Here is a 17,291-nt window from a genome sequence, read left to right on the forward strand (position 1 = left end):
CTGCAGTGACCTTCGATCTTGCCGCACAGTACCTGCCTGGGATGTCGATCAGTGACTTCGAGCGGAGCTTTCGGGCCCGCTTTCCGCACATGGCATCGACGCTTTGGCTGAGTCGTCCGGGACGAAACGAAGTGCTGGGGCCTATGTTCGCGGAGCCAAACGAGTTCGAGTCCGACAGCACCGGCCGCGGAGACTCCTACCGGCAGGCTCACCAGCAGAGCATGGTGAAGGCGGTTGGAGTCGCGCAGCTTCTGGAGCTGGCGTCCGGCGAGTCGAGTGCCGCCGGGCTGCCGCCGGATTACCTTCTGCTGGACGTCCTCGGTGGTGACGGAACCGTCGCCCGGGCGGCGAGTCAGCTGCCGAACTGGTCCAGCCCTCGCCAGTGGATTCTGACCGGCGATCTATCGGGGCAGATGATCCGACAAGCTCTGGCGTACGAGCTCCCGGCGGTTCGACTCGCTGCGCAGTTCCTCCTGTGCCGCGACGAGACGTTCGGGGGCGTGCTCTTCGCCTACGGATCCCACCACATACCTGTACATCAGCGAATTGCCTCCTACGCGGACGCCTTCCGCGTACTCCGGCCAGGCGGGCGTCTGGTCGTCCATGACTTCGAGATCGGCGCACCGACTGCGAACTGGTTCGAAACCGTGGTAGACACCTATTCGCCGAACGGACACAAGTACACGCACTTCAGCCGCGCCGAACTGGAGGCGGGGATGGCGGCGGCCGGATTTGCGGACATCGCGGTCAAGCCGATCTACGACCCGATCGTCGTGCATGCACGCAACGCTCACGACGCGCGACTGGGCATACTGAACTATCTCTCAGATTCCTACGGCCTGACCTGCGACGAGCAGGACGCCGGCTCTGCCGTGGACTGGGTCGAGGACCAAGTGGCCAAGTGCATACAGTACGGGTCATATGGTCTGGAGCAGTTCGGCTCGATCGTGTCCTCGCCCGTGCGTGACAGCGGGACCTTGTCCGTGTTCGAGACAGCAGACGGCTGGGTTGGCGAGTTTCCCCGCACCGCCCTTGTTGGGGTCGGACGTAAGGATTGATCTCGAGCGACCTCGCAGCCCTCCGGTTCTTGCGCTGTCGGCTGCGTACGGAACAACAACAACTTCCCCAGATCGTCGAACCGGGAGGCCGTGATGACTGAGCCTGAGATTTCGAGCCCCATCAGGAAAGACGGCAAGCAGCTGGTCTTCAGCCCATCGCGATATGAGCCACAGATGGGCTACTCACGGGGCATCCGCGTCGGCAACCAGATATTCGTCGCCGGCACCACCGCTATCGACGCGAATGGAAAAGCGTGCGCCGAGGATGTGGGTGCGCAAACCGACTACGTCATCAGGAAGATCCAGGCCACGCTCCGCCAGTTGGGAGGAGAACTGCACCACGTCGTCAGTACTGTGACGCACCTGACGGACCTCAGCTACTTTGACGACTACGCACGAATGTTCCAGAAGTACTTCGGGGACATCACGCCCGTGAACACCACAGTTCAGGCGCCGCTTCTCCGACCGGACCTCCTCGTCGAGATCACTGCGACCGCAGTTCTCGTCCAGTCGAGCGATATCACGAGCTCGAGTACCAGCTAGCGTCGCGGTACCGGAAACGATATCTGTAGCGACCCCTCGGACCTGCCGCGAGGCTGCCCGGTGGGTGATCCGGAGCAAATGCCGGTCGGTGTGCCGGAGCTGGCGCCCGATCTCGAGCTTGCGAATGAGAGGTAACAAGGTGTGTGGGATCGCCGTCGTGGTCGATCGCGAGTTGGTGCCGCAGAACGATGACCGTGCCACGGCTCGGGACAACGAGCTGACCCGTATGTTGGAGATGATCCGGCATCGTGGGGACGCAGATCATTTCGGGGAGCGGGGTTCCGGAGCTGGCTTCTCGATGGGGACTAACCGGTTGGCCATCGTCGACCGCACGCATGCGGCCCAGCCTTTGTCCGACGAGGCGGGACAGGTCTGGCTGGTGTTCAGCGGCGAATTGTACGGCTTCCGAGACATCCGACAGGAGCTGGAGCAGCTCGGCCACACCTTTCGCACGGACTCCGACACCGAGGTGGTACTTCGCTCCTACCTCGAGTGGGGAATTCCGTTCCTGCGGAAACTGAACGGCATGTTCGCGTTCGTCATCTGCGACAGCAGGGACGGATCGTTCCTCGCGGTGCGGGACCACGTCGGCATCAAACCTCTGTACTATCAGCTTCAGGACGGGGTCTATCGGTTCGCGTCGGAGCAGAAATGTCTGCTCGATCATCCTGCGCTCATTCGCCCGGTTCCACCCGGGACTTATGTCCAGAACGGCGAAGAGGTTCGCTACTTCGAGCTGGACGAGCAGCAGGTATCGACCACGAGCTCTGCGGCTTCCCGCCGGTACCGGGAGCTCTTCGAGGCTGCGGTTCGTAAGCAGGTCGACACTGACCTTCCGCTTGCCGTACCGTTCAGCGGCGGCATCGACAGCGCGGCGGTCCTGCAAGCGGCGCGGAGGTACCACCACGACGTCACCGCCTTCACTGTCGGCTTCGAGGGAGCCGCGGACGTGGAGGTCGCGAGACGCTACTGCGAAGACTTCGGTGTCAAGCAACACATTGTCTACTTGAAACCCTCGGATCTCATCGACATCATTCCCCGGATAGTTCACGGAGCTGAGTTGTTCGAGGTCGTCGACATTATCGACGCCTGCACGCAGTTCCTTGTCTATCAGGCCGTCAGGAGACGCGGGATCAAGGTCGCGATCTGTGGGGACGGAGCTGACGAGGTGTTGGCCGGGTATGACCTGTTCAAGACGCATGCGGATCCGGTCGGATTGATGAAGTACCGGGTGGGGAACCTCCACCGCACCGATCTGCAACGGGTGGACCGGTCGAGCATGTTGAACTCGGTCGAGGCGCGTGTGCCGTTCCTGGACCGCCATCTTCTCGAGTTCGCCTATTCTCTGCCGATGGATCTGAAGATCCGTGATGGCGTCGAGAAGTGGGTTCTTCGGGAGGCTATGCGCGACCGGCTGCCCGCCTACATCGTTGACCGGCCCAAGATCCGCATGCCAGACGGCAGTGGCATCAAGAACGTCGTCATCGATCACGCCCGTCAGCATGTTGACGTGGACGACCGGGTCGCTCGCGGGCTCGGCATCACCAGCACGGAAGGTGCCTATTTTCTCGACATCTTCCTGAAGGCGGGCTTCCCGCCGCCGACCGAACGGTTCAAGCGGCCCGTGGACGACTACGCACCGAACGGTTACTTCGAATTCATTTCCTAGTAGGCCGTTGCGTCAGTGGCCGGGCCCTGTAGCTGGGATGCGTCGAAGCTGTGCACAGTGTCTTCTTGGAGGAGTTCTCAGATGTCATACCTGGACCCCGCGATCGCGGTCATAGATCCGGTTGCAGCGGCCGGACCTTACGGCCGGGAAGGCGCCGCCATCGGCTTCAGAGTGATCTGTGTCCTGACGCAGGAATACCGCACCCCGTACGTGACGCAGACGTTCGATCCGGCGGACTTCAGCGAGGTCTACCAACACTCCTGTATTGACGAGACGGTGGCCTTTCTGAAAAGCCGCAGTGTCGTCGCGGTTGTGCCGGGAGCTCCGCCGTCTCTCAAGATCGTAGACGTGTTGGCTGAGTCGCTGGGGCTCATTGGCAATCCGACCGAGAGTCTGGAGGCACGAAGGAACAAGCGCGTGATGAAGGAGTACTGGACACGGCACGAGGTCCCGTGTGCTGCGTTCCACGAGTCAGGCGATCTGGAGTCCGTCATCTCCTGGGCTGACGGGCGCGGCTATCCGGTGGTCCTCAAGCCAAATGCCTCGGTCGGAGGCGTTCACGTCTTCGTGTGTGCGAACCGGCAGGAGGTCGTCGATGCCTTCAACGTGATTGTGAGTCGGGCAGACCCCTACCACCAGCAGTTTTCGACGGTGCTGGCCGAAGAATACCTTGACGGCGACGAGTATTTCATGGATCTAGCGCATACCGGCGGCGGCGAGGCCATGCCGGTCGCCTTCGCCAAGTACGAAAAGATCCAGCGAAATGGAAACGCGAGCATCTATAAGAACATGTTTTCACTTCCGTTAGACGATCCGATAGCCCTAGCGGCTCTGCCTTACGTGCGGTCGGTCAACGACGCGCTCGGAGTGCGTTACGGCATCAACGACACTGAGTTCAAGATGACGTCACGTGGCCCGCGGGTCGTTGAGGTCAACAACCGCCTTCCGGGTGCCAGCGTTCCGTTGATGATCCAGAGGTGCTCAGGCCTCAACGTCTTCCAGGAGAACATCAGGATCTTCGTCGATGGACGCCGCACCTCCGGGGACTATCACTTTGAGCGCCACTACAACATCTGCTGCCTGATCAACGACGAGCCTGGTGTGGTCCAGGGCTATGCCGGGCTCGACGAGGTCAGGGAACTCCTCTCGTACGACGGCGAGAGGATGATCGCTCCGCAGGGCGTCCACTGGCCGGTCACCCGAGACCTGGACGGCTGCTGGGGGTTGATCCGCCTCGTACACGAGGACCGTGAGCAGTTGTCCCGCGACGCGGAGGCTGTGCACGGCATAATGCGACTCTTGGTTGCCTAGTACTCCAGCCGCATCTGGTGGATTCGGAGTCTTCGCTGGTAGCGGGCTGTTCTAGCGCGGTACTGGTGTCGTCGTGATCGTGACCATCGATCGAGGTGGTCGAAGGGGCGGGTGGTGGTGATCAGGTGTGCCAGGAGACGTCGGGCCTCGTCGAGGGTGAGGAATGAGGCCATCGTCAGATCCGGCGTCCCCTTCTCGCTTGTGCGGCGGTGACGGCGCGACAGTCATAGGCGGACAGAACGAGGGCTGGTCGAAGACCGTGCTGACCGACGCAACCTGGCCGATGCAGATCGACGTGCCGCGCGACCAAGCCGGCGCCAGGTCCTCGAGCCGCAGATCTCCGTCGACGGCAGTGGCGCCTGTTTCGGAACCGGAGAGGTGGTGTGGTCGCCGTATGCGAAAGGTTGACCACGGGGAGATCTCGGCACACTTCGCGGAGATCCATATGCCTCGGTCAGCAAGGAGGCAAACTCCCGGGCCCCGAAGAAGGTGATCGAGGAGATGGCCTATTGGTCCCACCGACCTCCCGACGTAATCTTCGCCGCGATCGGTCACCCCCGACGGGGAGAGAACGTCCTCGGCCTATGGGCCTCCGGCAGTGAAGGGCGCGACTTCTTGATGAGCGTGCTCACCGGCCTGCGCACCTGGAGCGTCAAGGACGTGTTCATACTCGTTTGCGACGCCCCAAGGGAGGCAGTCCGACGCGGTCGGCCGTCCGAGCCAGTCGTCATCCCTGGACCGATGCTCGAGTAGAGGCGGGATCGTGCGGGGGGCTGGCGGTGTCATTGAGGATGACTTGGGCATCGTCGGACCGCCGGTGACGCAACTCGGCCGGTAGCATCGCTAGTGCGATCAGCGCGCCGAGCAGGCCCGTCGCGGCGAAGCCCCAGGCTGGCGCGGAGGCATCGATTGCCGCCCCGGCCAGCGGGGTGCCGAGGGCCACTCCCACCACCATCGCCGAGCCGTGTAGGCCCATCGCCTCACCCCGTACGCTCGCCGGTGCCAGCCGGCTCACCGCGTCGGCAGTAGCGGCGATGGTCGGCGCGGTGAGCGCCCCGGACGGCAGCAGCACGAGGGCCAGGAGCCACCATTCGCCGCTGCCCAGACCGACCGGAATGGTGACCATTCCGAGTAGTAGGGCAAGGATCAGCGATGGCACCGGGCGAGATAGCGTGCCGTAGGTGAAGCCGCCGACCAGCGAGTATGAGGCCCAGAGTGCCAGGACCACGCCGGTCCATTCAACCTGACCGGCGTCACGCAGCACTGCCACCACCGCTACTTCGGTGCCGGCGATCACCAGCGTGCCGGCCGCACCACCGGCGAGCAGCCCGATCAACCGTGGGGTCAGCCACTCCTTGCGGGGCAGCGGCTGCGCCGGCGTCGTCACCTCGTCTTGGGCTCGGGTCGGCGGATTGAGCACCAGCAGGGTGAGTCCGGCCAGCACTATGCCGCCGCCGACGGCGTACAAGGTCAGGGTGGGCGAGACACTGGTGGAGAGGGCCACCGCCGCCGCTGGTCCGATCATGAAGCTGAGTTCGACCGACATGGAGTCCAGCGCGTACGCCTGACGCCGTCGGGTCGGCGGGACCAGCGCGGCGATCGACTGGCGGACCACGGAGAATACCGGGAGGGTGAGTAACCCACCGACGAGCGCGGCGCCGAGAAGCACCGGGTAGGGCAGAACCGGCGCCGTGCCCCAGAACAGCGCCGAGACCGCAGTGGTCAGCAGCAGCATCGGCCGTAGGCCCCGCCGGTCGACCAGCCGGCCGAGTAGCGGTGCGCCGAGCGCCGAACCGACCGTCATCGCGGCCCCTACCAGCCCGGCGGCGAAGAATCCGTGACCCAGATCGAGTACGTACAGCGTCATCGCCACCGCCGTGGCCGCCACCGGGACCCGGGCGAGGATCGCGACCAGCAGCAGGGGTCGTAACCCCGGAAGCGCGAGTGTGTCCCGGTAGGGCTTCACATTCAACATGACCCATGCCTTCCAGGGTGAGCAGCTAAGACGAATGATTCCTGTGTCATTCGCTAACATGGTACGAACGGAGAAATGTAAGGACTCGCCCTACGCGACGATCATTCAGTATCGAGGGGTGTGTGCGGCCGGATTTCGCTGCTGACCAACCAGGATTTCTCCGGTAACGCGTCGAGCGTTACTGCGAAGATCGCCGGATGCAGCTGATTGAGGGGCGTCTCACTGGACTACGGTCGGCATCGCGAACACCCCTCCCCGGGAGGTGCCGCCCGTACGTTCTCTATTGACTTCCGAGGCAAGGTGCATGCAGGGCAGAGGAAATGAAAATAGGGTCCAGATTCAAAGCAGGCCCTCAGGTCAGTAGCCGCTCACGCATACGCCCGGAGCCCCCATCGTCGTGACACTCGACAAAGGTCGCGCACCGGGCACGTGGCCGGTAGTAACAGCTTTGGCATGCAGACGACGGTAGGGTCTTCTCGGTGAATCGGCCAGCCGCCTGTACGTGGCACCCAGCAATGCTCAGAGGCCGATGCAGCGCAATGGCCGCCGCTCCCTACGGAAGCTAGAGGCGGAGGTCCCGGTCCGCTCCAGTGCCACACCGGGGTCCTCAATGAGGACTCTCAGTGAGAGGAGGGCCTCAGTCGGCACTGATTCAGACCTACAGTCTCGTGATGTGCGTCACATCCTTGTGGTCCAGGTTCGGCTGTCGATGCTGGCCGCGCTCATTCAGATGAGAGTGGCCGAATCTCGGCTATGCCGTGGTCGGTCAGCGACCGCACAGACGCGCCAGCCAGGCACTGCTCTCATCGGACCCGACAGGGTGATCTTCGCCGGCTGCCCTTCCGCGAGTTCGCGATCAACAGGAATGGTGAGTTGCCCGCCGCGATCGCCTCCGAACTATCGGGGGAACCTCAGCTGGTCACTGCCGAGCCCGCCGTGCGTCAGCCGCTGACCGGTCTATCGACGAAGGCACTCACTGATCGAACGCTGCGCCGAACTCGACAGCCGGACCGCAGGTGATGACAACGCCGTCTTGTATGCCCTGCGTACTCTCGCGCGTCGGATTCAGCACCTGGCCGCGGAGATAGCCGAGCTCGTCTCCCGGATCACCTCCATGATCAAGTCTTGCGCGCCGGTGCTGCTCGATCATTACGGTGTCGGCCCGGACAGCGCCGCCGTCCTGCTCGTCGCCGCTGGCGACAACCCACACCGGCTTGGCAGCGAAGCCGCCTTCGCGGCGCTCTGTGGCGTCAGCCCGATCGAGATGTCCTCGGGCAAGACCAGCCGACGACGGCTGAACCGTGGCGGCGGCGTCGGGTCGCGGAGGTAGCGCTGGATGGTGGAGGCCAGCCAGGCGACCAGGGCGGGTGGGGAGAGGTCGACCATTGGGGGGTGTCCCTATGGGTTTGGTCAAGCCGCGGTCGGCGTGGCTGGGCGGGGTTGGTAGGGGATCTTGTCGCGGAGCATGGCGAACAAGAAGTCGCAGCGGCGGCGGGCCAGGCAGATGAGGGCAGCGTTGTGGCGTTTGCCCTCGGCTCTCTTGCGGTCGTAATATGCCCTGCTGGCAGCCGTATGTCCTGAATTTGCTCCTTGTGGACCGAGGTGTCGGGCTCCCCACTGACGAACCTCATTCAGAAGGAGATCGTCAAGCAGCTGCTCTACCGGAAGGCGCCCCCGGACATGCCGGGGTCGAGGTACTTCCGCATCGACTCGTTCAGGTTCTGGCCGGTGGCCTTCGGGAGCGCCCTGGCCGGGGTGGTGTTCTTCGTGATCGCGGTCCTGTCCGGCCTCGTGGATCGCGTCGAGACGGTGGCACCTCAGGCCCTGGTCGATGGCCGTGGCTGGGTGCCGTGGGCCATCGTCGGCGGGCTCGGCGTGCTCGTCGGCGTGATCTGTTTCTGGGGTTGGCGTGGTCTACGAAGCCGGGTGCGGGTGGAGAGCGTCTCCGCAGGCGGAGCAGCCGTCACGCTCAGTGCCAAGGAGAACTCGTACTTCGATGAGTACCTCGACGAGATCGTCTACTTCTTCCAACGGACGAAGACCCAGGTCGCCATCTTCGAGGACCTGGACCGGTTCCGGGACCCGCACATCTTCGAGACGCTGCGCGAGCTGAACACGGTCCTAAACAACTCCGAGCAGATCAAATCACGGCCGGTCCAGTTCGTGTACGCGGTCCGCGACAGCATCTTCGAACAACTCAACGTCGACGCCACCCCCGGCGGTGACGAGACCCCCGACGCCGGTGCGACGGCTCGGGGCGCGTCAGCTCGGGAGACCGCCCCGTCGGCAAACAGGACGAAGTTCTTCGACCTGGTCGTTCCGATGGTGCCGTTCCTCACGCACCAATCGTCACGCGACCTGTTGGCGGAGGAGTTCACCGGATCGGACGAACGGCCGTCGGCCCCGCTGGTGAACCTGGTCGGTGGGCATCTGACCGACATGCGCCTGATCCACAACATCCGCAACGAGTTCGAGATCTACCGCGTCTCGATCCTGAGGAAGAAGGGCCTCCAGGGCCTCACCGCGGACCGGCTGTTCGCGATGATGGTCTATAAGAACCTCCATCTGGAGGACTTCGAGGCCATCCGACTTGGCGAGAGCAAGATCGACGCGGCCTACCGGGCTTTCCGCGACATGGTCACGCATCAGACGGTGCGCCAGGCAGCGGCCAGCAAGGAGGCACTGGACAAGGTCGCGTCGAACGCCCTCTGGGACAAGCGCGCGAAGGCGGCCGGCGAGCGGCTCCAGAAGGTGCTGCCCGTCGTTTATCGGACGGCGGGGCACGTAAATTATGGTTCGGTCCTCCAACATCAGTCGCAGCAATACGCGCTCTCGGAGCTTGGGTCCGCCGATTTGTGGAGGTCGCTGTACAAAAACCGGGATCGAGTGTATTTCGCCCCACCCGGATATCAGGGCATCTCCCTGTCTTTTGAAGATGTGATCACGCTGGTTGGGGATGATGCGGCTGCGTTGGATAACGCCGTCGAGGCCGATGTTGCAGGCCTCCAGCGTGACTCGCTGGCTGCTTTGAACACCAAGGATTTCGTGGCGAAGGCCACGATGGCGCAGCTCATGGCCCGTCAGGACCTGGTCATGCCCAGCGGCGGCGACGCCTGCCACAATCTTGACGCCATCGTCGCCGGCCTCGTGTCGCCCTTGGCCCACGATCTTCTCGCGAAGGGCTACATCGACGAGAACTTCACTCTCTACTGCTCTGCCTACCACGGCATCGCCCTCAGCGTCAGCGCGATGAACTTCATCCTCCACTGCGTCCAGCCCGACCGTGAAGACCACCGCTTCCGCTTCGACGAGCCTGCCTCCATCGACATGGTCGAGGCGGAGATGGGCACCCGTTTCCTCGAAGGTGAGAGCGTCTTCAACATCGAGGTCTTCGACCACTACCTGCCCACGCACCCTGAGCAGCTCGACGCTGCACTCGACAAGCTCGTCATGCGCGCCGGAACCGACGCCTCGTTCCTCGACGCGTACCTCGCGGACGGCACGTTCCGAGACGTCTTCGTAAGCCGACTGGCTCCTCGCTGGAAGGGTGCCTTCGTCCATCTGGTCGAGAACACACCGATCGACATCGCGGCGGCCGTCGCGCTCGTCGACGCCGCTGTTCAAAGCGCGGATCGCGAGGTCGACTACGACTCCTCGGGCCAGGTGGCAGAGTTCCTAGCGGAGCATTACGCCGAGATGCGGGCGTTCACCGGCACGGTGGAGACCTCGAAGGCAGCTGACGTGGCAGCGCTGGCTTCTCGTATCGGCGCCCAGGTCAGCGACCTGACGGTGCTCGGGGACGCACAGCGCGAAGCGGTGGTGGCGGCCAGCCTGTACCCGGTCACCAGGGCGAACCTGCTGGCGGCACTCGGTGAGAACACCCTGCTGGCCCTCGACGTGGTGAAGGCCACCAACACAACCGTCTACCAGCACGTCCTCGACAACCTGGACAGCTACCTCCACGCCCGCGAGGAAGACGAAGTAACCGTCGAGGCCTCGGAGGCGTTCGTCTCGGTGCTGAACGACGTCGTCAGCGCCTCCGAGTCGGCGGTGCTGCCGGTGGCGGAGGGCGCGTCGTCGGGGTGCGAGGTGACCGACCTGGAGCAACTCGACGCCTCGGCGTGGACTGCGGTGGTGGCGGCGAGCAGACTCGCGCCGACCGTCTGCAACGTCAACCAGTACGTCGCCAAGCTCGGCGTCAGCGAGGACCTGGCGAAGATCCTGAGCAGACACGACCTCACCGACGTCGGCGAGGTCCCGGAGACATCTAGATACGACCTCGGGTACGCGCTGGTCCATGCGGAGAACCTGGCCCCGGTGGCGCGGGTCCGGCTGGTGAAGCAGCTCCAGCTTCCCGGCGCGTTGAATCCGGACCACGTGACCGGCGGCGGGCTCACGCTGCTGCCGGCGCTACTGGAGGCCGACCTGGTGCCCGACAGCCCGGAGACGTATGCGCGCTTGGTAGATAGTTCGTTCGATGTCCGCGAGGAGTACTTCGCGAAGTCGAAACTGCTCGCGACCTACGTGTGCGAACTTCCACTTCCAGGCGACGACCTGCCGAGAATCTTCCGGAGTCCTCGCGTGGGGACGGACGTCAAGCGGGCGATCGCCGAGAACCCGGAGCGCGAACCCGGCTATCTGTCCACCTCCAGCGCCATCGCCATCTGCGAATGGGCCGCCACGGGCAGCCCAGTCACCGTGGAGCTACTGGTCACACTCAGCGAAGCCGGAGCGCCCTCCGAGCACATCCTGAGTCTGCTGAAACCTCACCTCATCGGCATCGGGCAACCGGCGTTGGACCGGATTCTTCGGGCGCTCGGCGGCGACTACGAGATCCTCACCACGCTCGGCCGTCGTCGTCCCAGGTTGGTGGAACTGCCCGGGACCGACGAACTGCTCAAGGAACTACAGCACCGTCACAGGGTCAGCTCGTACCGCCCATCGAAGCTGGGAGGCATCCGGGTCAACATGCGCCAATGACACACACCGGGCATCACCGCCCTTCGCCAGCCCTCGGCACGGCCGCCGCCTCGGCGCCGCTCTTGCCCCGCCTCTGTCGGGGTGGCCTAGGACTGGAAGCGGTCTGGCAGAAGGCTGGCCAGTGCGCGGACAGCCCCATGTTGCAGCGCTCTGAGCGCGCCCTCGCTCTTCCCCATCGCACGAGCTGCCTCGGCGACCGAGAAGCCCTGCAGAAAGCGGAGCACGATGCACTCCTGCTGCTCGGGAGACAGCCTCTAAGGCCAATGGGGAGCATAGACCGACGCTCGCACGGCTTTCGAGCCTTGCAAAGATCATCAGCGCGTCACCATCGCTTATCGGTGACTGGCGAATGGCTCTGGTTTGGCACCCTACAGGAATCTACAGTTTCGACAATGGGGCGCCGACACTCGGTAAGGTGCCGCGGAAGCGGTGGTGAACGGAGGTCCGGGTGCGGGAACAGTTGGTCGAGGCGATCCTGGCGCGGTTCGAGGAGGCGCGCCGGACGGGTGATTACGCCGCAGTCCTGGCCGAGGACGCGCTGGAGGAGGCGAACCTGCTCCAGCTGCGGGTGTCCGGACCTGCGTCGACGCCCGACCTGCCTGTCGACGTAGTCGCGCTGACGGTGATCGGGCGGCTCCACTTGCTCCGGTTCCGCGCGCGGCAGGGAGCGGAGGACCTGGAGGACGCCCTGCTGTTCTTGGGCGAGGTGTACCGGGTCGCACCCGACTCGTTGCCGGACCAGGTGCGCCAGTTGTTCGACCACACGCCGGAGATCACCGAGTCGGACGACTCTGTGTTCGGGCACAGCGACGACCCGGACGCCTACACCGAGCAGGGCGGTGCGCTGTACGAGTGGTACGAGGAGCACGGCGATGTGGAGGCGCTGGAGGCGGCCGTCCGGGTTTACCGCGCGGCCGTCGGTGTCGCCGACCGGGCGAGGAACGCCCGGTGCCTGCGTAGTCTGCACGCGGCCCTTGTCGAACTCGCCAGCGCGACCGGCGACCTGGAGGCGGCGCGCGAGGCGGCCGACGTGGCCCGGACCCTCGCCGAGTCGGGCACCGGCGTGGCATCTCCTACCGAGGGCGGGGCGGCCCGCCTCGCGAACCTCAGCGGCACGCTCCGGGTCGAGTTCATGCGTACCGGGGACGAGGCGGTGATCAACGATTCGATCGCGACCGCGCGAGCCGCCGTCGACGCCGCCGAGAACGACGAGGAGCGTGGGCTCGCGTTGACGAACCTGGCTGCATCTCTGGAAGCCCGGTACGAGTACCTGAACGACGGCGAGGCGTTGCGCGAGTCGGTCGACGTCGGCCGGGCCGCGATCGCAGCCGACCCGGATCTGCTCCCGACTGTCGCCAACCAGGCCGTCTTCCTCAGGGAACTGTTTCTGCGCACCAAGGAAGCCGCGCTGCTGGACGAGTCGTTGGCAGCGCACGCGCGGGTCCTGGGCGCGACGCCGGACACAAACGCTTCCCTGCACTCCCGGCTCATGAACGCCGCGAACACCCTGCGCGTGCTCTACCGGTGGACCGAAGACCCCTCCCTTGTGCAGGACGCCGTCGAGGTGATGGCGGACGAGGCCGTCACGGAGGCCGGGCTCGGTGAGGTCGCGGTGCTCGCCGACGCGCTCGTGGACCTGGCCGACCGGACCGGGGACGAGGACATTCTTCGCGAGGGGATCGCGACCTGCCGGATGGTCCTTGCCGAATTGGCCGACGACGAGCCGTTGCGCGGCGACCTCCTGTACTCGCTGTCTATTGCGTTGCACCAGCTGACGGGGCATAACAAGGACCCGCACGTGCTGCGTGAGGTCCTCGACACTGCTTGGGAGGCGGTCGGGGTCGACGCCGAGGACGACGTCGACCTGGCCCGGCGCATGACGCACCTGGGGTTCGTACTGTGCCGCGCGTTTGAGGTGACCCGCGAGCATGCCCTGCTGGCCGAAGCCCGAACCGCCTTGATCCGGGCGATGGCGCTGACCACACCGGGCATCGTCGAGCAGGTCCTCGGCGACCGCGAGGAAGCGGTCGCCGCGGTGGTTGAGGACGACCGCGTGATGGAGCTGTGGATCCTGGAGCGGACCGTGAGCTGGGCCGCGCCAAGGGTGCGCGGCATAGACCGCGCCGAACTCGTGCGACTCGCGGGCGGCATCGGTGAGGTCGCGCACGCTGTGGCGCTCGAACTCGCGCGGGAGTTCGTGACGGCCCGCGACGGTCTGATGGGGTCCGGGTTCTCCGCGACCGAGCGATCAAACCTGATCACCGCCCTGCGCGAGCGTCTGACCGCGTTCGGTGGTACCCGCGATGCCGACGAGGTGCTCGTTCCCGAAGTGCTCGACGAGCTGGTCGACCTGCTGTGCTCGGTGCCGGACCCGCTCGACGACGTGGAGGTCACGCAGACGGCCGGGTTGCTGCTGTTGTCGAGGGTCGAGGCGCATGGCACGCCCGAGGGCGCCACGGAGCTGATGATGGTCGCGCTCGACCTGCTCGCGCCGCTGTACCGGATGGGCGGTCGGGCGCACGTCCCGACGTTGATCGCCGAGCAGTTCGACAAGTACCCGCCCGCCGCACCGGACAGCGCCGCGACGCTCGGCAAGCTCGGCCTTGTCCAGTATCGCGACGCCGACACCGATCCGGGCGCCCTGGACCGGGCTGTCCGCCTGCTCCGCCGGGCGATCGACCACGCCGGAAACGGGCACGCCGAACTCCCGCACCTGCGCACGAACCTTGGTACCGCACTGATGACGAAGTTCGACCGCGACGGCGACCAGGACGACCTAGACGAGGCGGTCGAGGAGTGCCAGGCCGCCGTCGAGGACGCCCCGCCGGAAGCTCCGATCCAGGCGACGTGCCTGTCCAACCTGGGAATCACCCTGCTGACCCGGGCTGAGCGGCTGGGCAGTCGGCAGGACCTGGAGAATGCCGTCGTGGCCTGCCAGGCGACGGTCGACGGGTGGCCAGACCATCCCGACATCGAGGCGTTGAAGACCAACCTCGACACCACGCGACGCACCCTGGCGAACTTCCTCGATCACGAGGCCGGGTTGAGCGCCCGGATCGACGCGGCGTCCGATCCGGGCGAACTGTCCGACTTGCTGTGGAACCGTTTCATCCGCACCGGTGACCTGGCGGACCTCGACCGGGCCGTGCGAGTGCGGCAGGACGCGCTCGACGCGGGTGAGTCACCGGCCGAGCACCTGGAGGGCCTGTGTAACCTCCTCCGGGACCGTTCCGTCCATTCCGGACGATCTGAGGACCTGAGCGCGTCCATCGCAGCGGGGCGGGCCGCGATCGAGGCGACGCCACCCGGCGACCCGGAACTCGCCGGGCGCAGGTCCAGGCTGGCGATCGCCCTATCTCAGCGGTACCAGAACGGTGGCGCGCCCGAGGACTTGGACGAGTCCATCCGGTACACCCGCGACGCGATGGCGTCGGACACCGAGCTCTCGCCCACCGACCTGTCGAACCTCTGCATGTCCCTCCGCCTGCTGTTCGAGCGTACCGACCGCATCGAGCACGTCGACGAGGCGGTCGAGGCCGGGCGTGCCGCCGTTGGGGCCGCGCTCAAGGGCACCCCGCTCCTTGGCATCTACCTGGGCAACCTCGGCGGCGCGCTGTTGGCCCGGTTCCGCCGCACGAGCGGTCAGGTCGACCTGGACGAGGCGATCGACGCGCTGCGCCGGTCCGTGTCGGCCATGTCCGCCGTGAGCTACGAACGCGGGATGGTGCTGGCCAACCTCTCATCCGCGCTCTACACCCGGTTCGACTGCCGGCAGGACCGCGCCGACCTGGACGAGGCGATCGACACCGGTCGGCAGGCCGTCAAGGCGACCTCGCCGGACCACACCAGTCGCGCGCTGCGTCTGTCGAACCTCGGGGCGATCCTCCTAACCCGGTTCAGCGTCGGCGATGCCCCCGCCGATCTCGACGAAGCGCTGGAGGTGTGCCGGGCTGCCGTGAAGGCGCTGGCTCCCGGCGATCCGCGACGCGCGCCCGCGTTGCTGAACCTCACGCAGGCATTGCTGGACCTGCACGACCGGACCGGACGACAGGAAACCCTCGACGAGGCGGTCGACGGCGCCCGCAAGTCCTTGGCAGAACTCCCCGTCGACCACTCCGACCGGCCGCTCCACCTGCTCTCCCTCGGCCGGGTGTTGCGCCGACGCAACGCCGTGACCGGTACGGACCTGGAGGCCGTGCTCGCGGCGGTCCGGGAGGCGGCGTCGACCGATGTGGGTGTACCGCGCGTCCGCGCCGCAGCGGCCGCGGAGTGGGCCGGGTTGGCGGCGTCCGACGGGCGGTGGGCGGAGGCCGCCGAGGCGTACGGGACGGCGGTCGACCTGGTGGGGCGGGCCGTGTCCCGATCCCTTACCTGGCACGACCGCGAGGCGTTGATCGACGGTATGGCGGGGCTCGGTGCGGACGCCGCCGCGTGCTGTGTGCGCGCGGGGTTGCCGACGCGGGCGGTTGAGCTGTTCGAGCAAGGGCGCGGGCTGCTGCTCGGGCACGCGCTGGACAGCCGGACGGACCTCACCGCGCTCGCCGAGCGCCAACCCGCGTTCACGACGATGTTCACCGAGCTGTGCGCGTTGTTCGAGGACCCCGACACGGACGTCGCGACGCGACGCGGGCTGGCCGCGCGGTACGACCAGCTGCTCGCGAATATCCGGACGCTGCCCGGTTTCGACACGTTTCTGCGCCCGCCGACCGTGCGCGACCTCGCGCCTGCCGAGGGGCACGCCGTGGTCGTCGTGGTGTCCGACTTCGGATCGTACGCGCTGATCCTGTCCGCTGCAGCCGAGGTGACGCCCGTTCCGCTGCCCGCGCTCACGCCCCGGGTCGTCATGGAGGAGGTGCTGGACTTTCTCCAAGCGGTCGAGGACACCCGGTCCGGGACGGCCCGGACCAGGGCCGCCGGGCGCGACCGGGTGATACGCACGCTGGAGTGGATCTGGGACGCGGTAGCCGGCCCGGTGCTCGACCACCTGAATGGCGCCGAACGGTTGTGGTGGTGCCCGTCCGGCATGCTCTCGCTGCTGCCGCTGCACGCAGCGGGTTACCACGGCACGGGGTCACTCACCGTGGTGGACCGGGTGGTGTGCTCGACCACGCCGACCCTCCGGGCGCTGGTGCACTCACGGCGTGGTGCCGACCCCGTCAGGCCACGCGCCGACCGCGCACTAGTCGTGGCGATGTCGCGCACGCCAGGCCACGACGTGCCGCTGCCCGGCGCAGAGCGGGAGGCAGCGGTGGTGCGCACCCACCTGCCCGGCGCGGTTGACGTAGTCAGCGGGACCGCGGCGACCCGCGACACTGTCCTCGCGGCCCTGCCAAAGGCGCAGATTGCGCACTTCGCCTGCCACGGCAACAGCGATCTGACCAACCCCTCGGAGAGCCTGTTTTTACTGGCCGACCACCACAACCACCCACTCACCGCGCTGGACCTTGTACACCTGCGCCTGGACGCCGATCTGGCGTTCCTGTCCGCGTGCTCGACAGCCCGCCCCGGCGGGCGGCTGGCGGACGAGGTGCTCCACCTGGCATCGGCGTTCCATCTGGCGGGGTACCGGCACGTGATCGGCACCCTGTGGCCGATCGGCGACCAGCCCGCCGTGGACTTCGCGGAACTGGTCTACCCGGCGATCGCAGCGGGCGGAGACATCGCGACAGCCGTGCACGCCGCTACCCGCACCCTACGCGACCGCCACCCCGACGACCCGCTGGTGTGGGCGTCCCACATCCACGTCGGCCCGTGA

The 17,291-nt window shown here is 66.1% G+C and carries 7 protein-coding genes and 3 pseudogenes; 7 read left to right on the forward strand and 3 right to left on the reverse strand.

Going from position 1 to position 17,291, the window contains the following annotated elements; genetic code table 11:
- Positions 1 to 5: 5 nt before the first annotated feature.
- From ACQVFL_RS00450 to ACQVFL_RS00465, 4 genes are all read left to right on the forward strand, one after another.
- Positions 6 to 1,058 (forward strand): class I SAM-dependent methyltransferase, encoded by a 1,053-nt coding sequence (locus ACQVFL_RS00450; protein ID WP_431728298.1) that lies wholly within the window; start codon positions 6 to 8, stop codon positions 1,056 to 1,058.
- Between the two features lie 93 nt (positions 1,059 to 1,151).
- On the forward strand, positions 1,152 to 1,601 hold the full coding sequence (locus ACQVFL_RS00455; RefSeq protein WP_431728299.1) for a RidA family protein: 450 nt from the start codon (positions 1,152 to 1,154) through the stop codon (positions 1,599 to 1,601).
- A 157-nt stretch (positions 1,602 to 1,758) separates the two neighbouring features.
- Positions 1,759 to 3,270: an asparagine synthetase B family protein gene (locus ACQVFL_RS00460; RefSeq protein ID WP_431728300.1), complete on the forward strand. Its 1,512-nt coding sequence runs from the start codon at positions 1,759 to 1,761 to the stop codon at positions 3,268 to 3,270.
- Between the two features lie 81 nt (positions 3,271 to 3,351).
- Positions 3,352 to 4,581 carry an ATP-grasp domain-containing protein gene (locus ACQVFL_RS00465; protein ID WP_431728301.1) on the forward strand — a complete coding sequence of 410 codons (1,230 nt, stop codon included), beginning with the start codon at positions 3,352 to 3,354 and terminating at the stop codon, positions 4,579 to 4,581.
- 727 nt (positions 4,582 to 5,308) lie between these two features.
- Here the strand turns inward: ACQVFL_RS00465 and ACQVFL_RS00470 are convergent.
- Positions 5,309 to 6,556: an MFS transporter gene (locus ACQVFL_RS00470; RefSeq protein WP_431728302.1), complete on the reverse strand. Its 1,248-nt coding sequence runs from the start codon at positions 6,554 to 6,556 to the stop codon at positions 5,309 to 5,311.
- Positions 6,557 to 7,721: 1,165 nt separating this feature from the next.
- Between ACQVFL_RS00470 and ACQVFL_RS00475 the strand changes: the two are divergent.
- Positions 7,722 to 7,865: pseudogene (locus ACQVFL_RS00475) on the forward strand (transposase); the annotation flags it as partial.
- Between the two features lie 101 nt (positions 7,866 to 7,966).
- On the opposite strand, the pseudogene ACQVFL_RS00480 reads toward ACQVFL_RS00475, so the two are convergent.
- Positions 7,967 to 8,119: pseudogene (locus ACQVFL_RS00480) on the reverse strand (IS110 family transposase); the annotation flags it as partial.
- 27 nt (positions 8,120 to 8,146) lie between these two features.
- On the opposite strand from ACQVFL_RS00480, the gene ACQVFL_RS00485 reads away from it, so the two are divergent.
- Complete coding sequence (locus tag ACQVFL_RS00485; protein ID WP_431728303.1) at positions 8,147 to 11,536, forward strand: hypothetical protein; 3,390 nt, start codon at positions 8,147 to 8,149, stop codon at positions 11,534 to 11,536.
- A gap of 86 nt (positions 11,537 to 11,622) precedes the next feature.
- Here the strand turns inward: ACQVFL_RS00485 and ACQVFL_RS00490 are convergent.
- A pseudogene (locus ACQVFL_RS00490) lies at positions 11,623 to 11,790 on the reverse strand (RNA polymerase sigma factor); the annotation flags it as partial.
- A 194-nt stretch (positions 11,791 to 11,984) separates the two neighbouring features.
- Between ACQVFL_RS00490 and ACQVFL_RS00495 the strand changes: the two are divergent.
- The gene (locus tag ACQVFL_RS00495) at positions 11,985 to 17,291 is read left to right on the forward strand and encodes a CHAT domain-containing protein (protein ID WP_431728304.1); all 5,307 of its coding nucleotides are present in this window, start codon (positions 11,985 to 11,987) and stop codon (positions 17,289 to 17,291) included.

Origin of the sequence: Verrucosispora sp. TAA-831, from assembly GCF_050780145.1 — a bacterium.
GTDB lineage: Bacteria > Actinomycetota > Actinomycetes > Mycobacteriales > Micromonosporaceae > Micromonospora.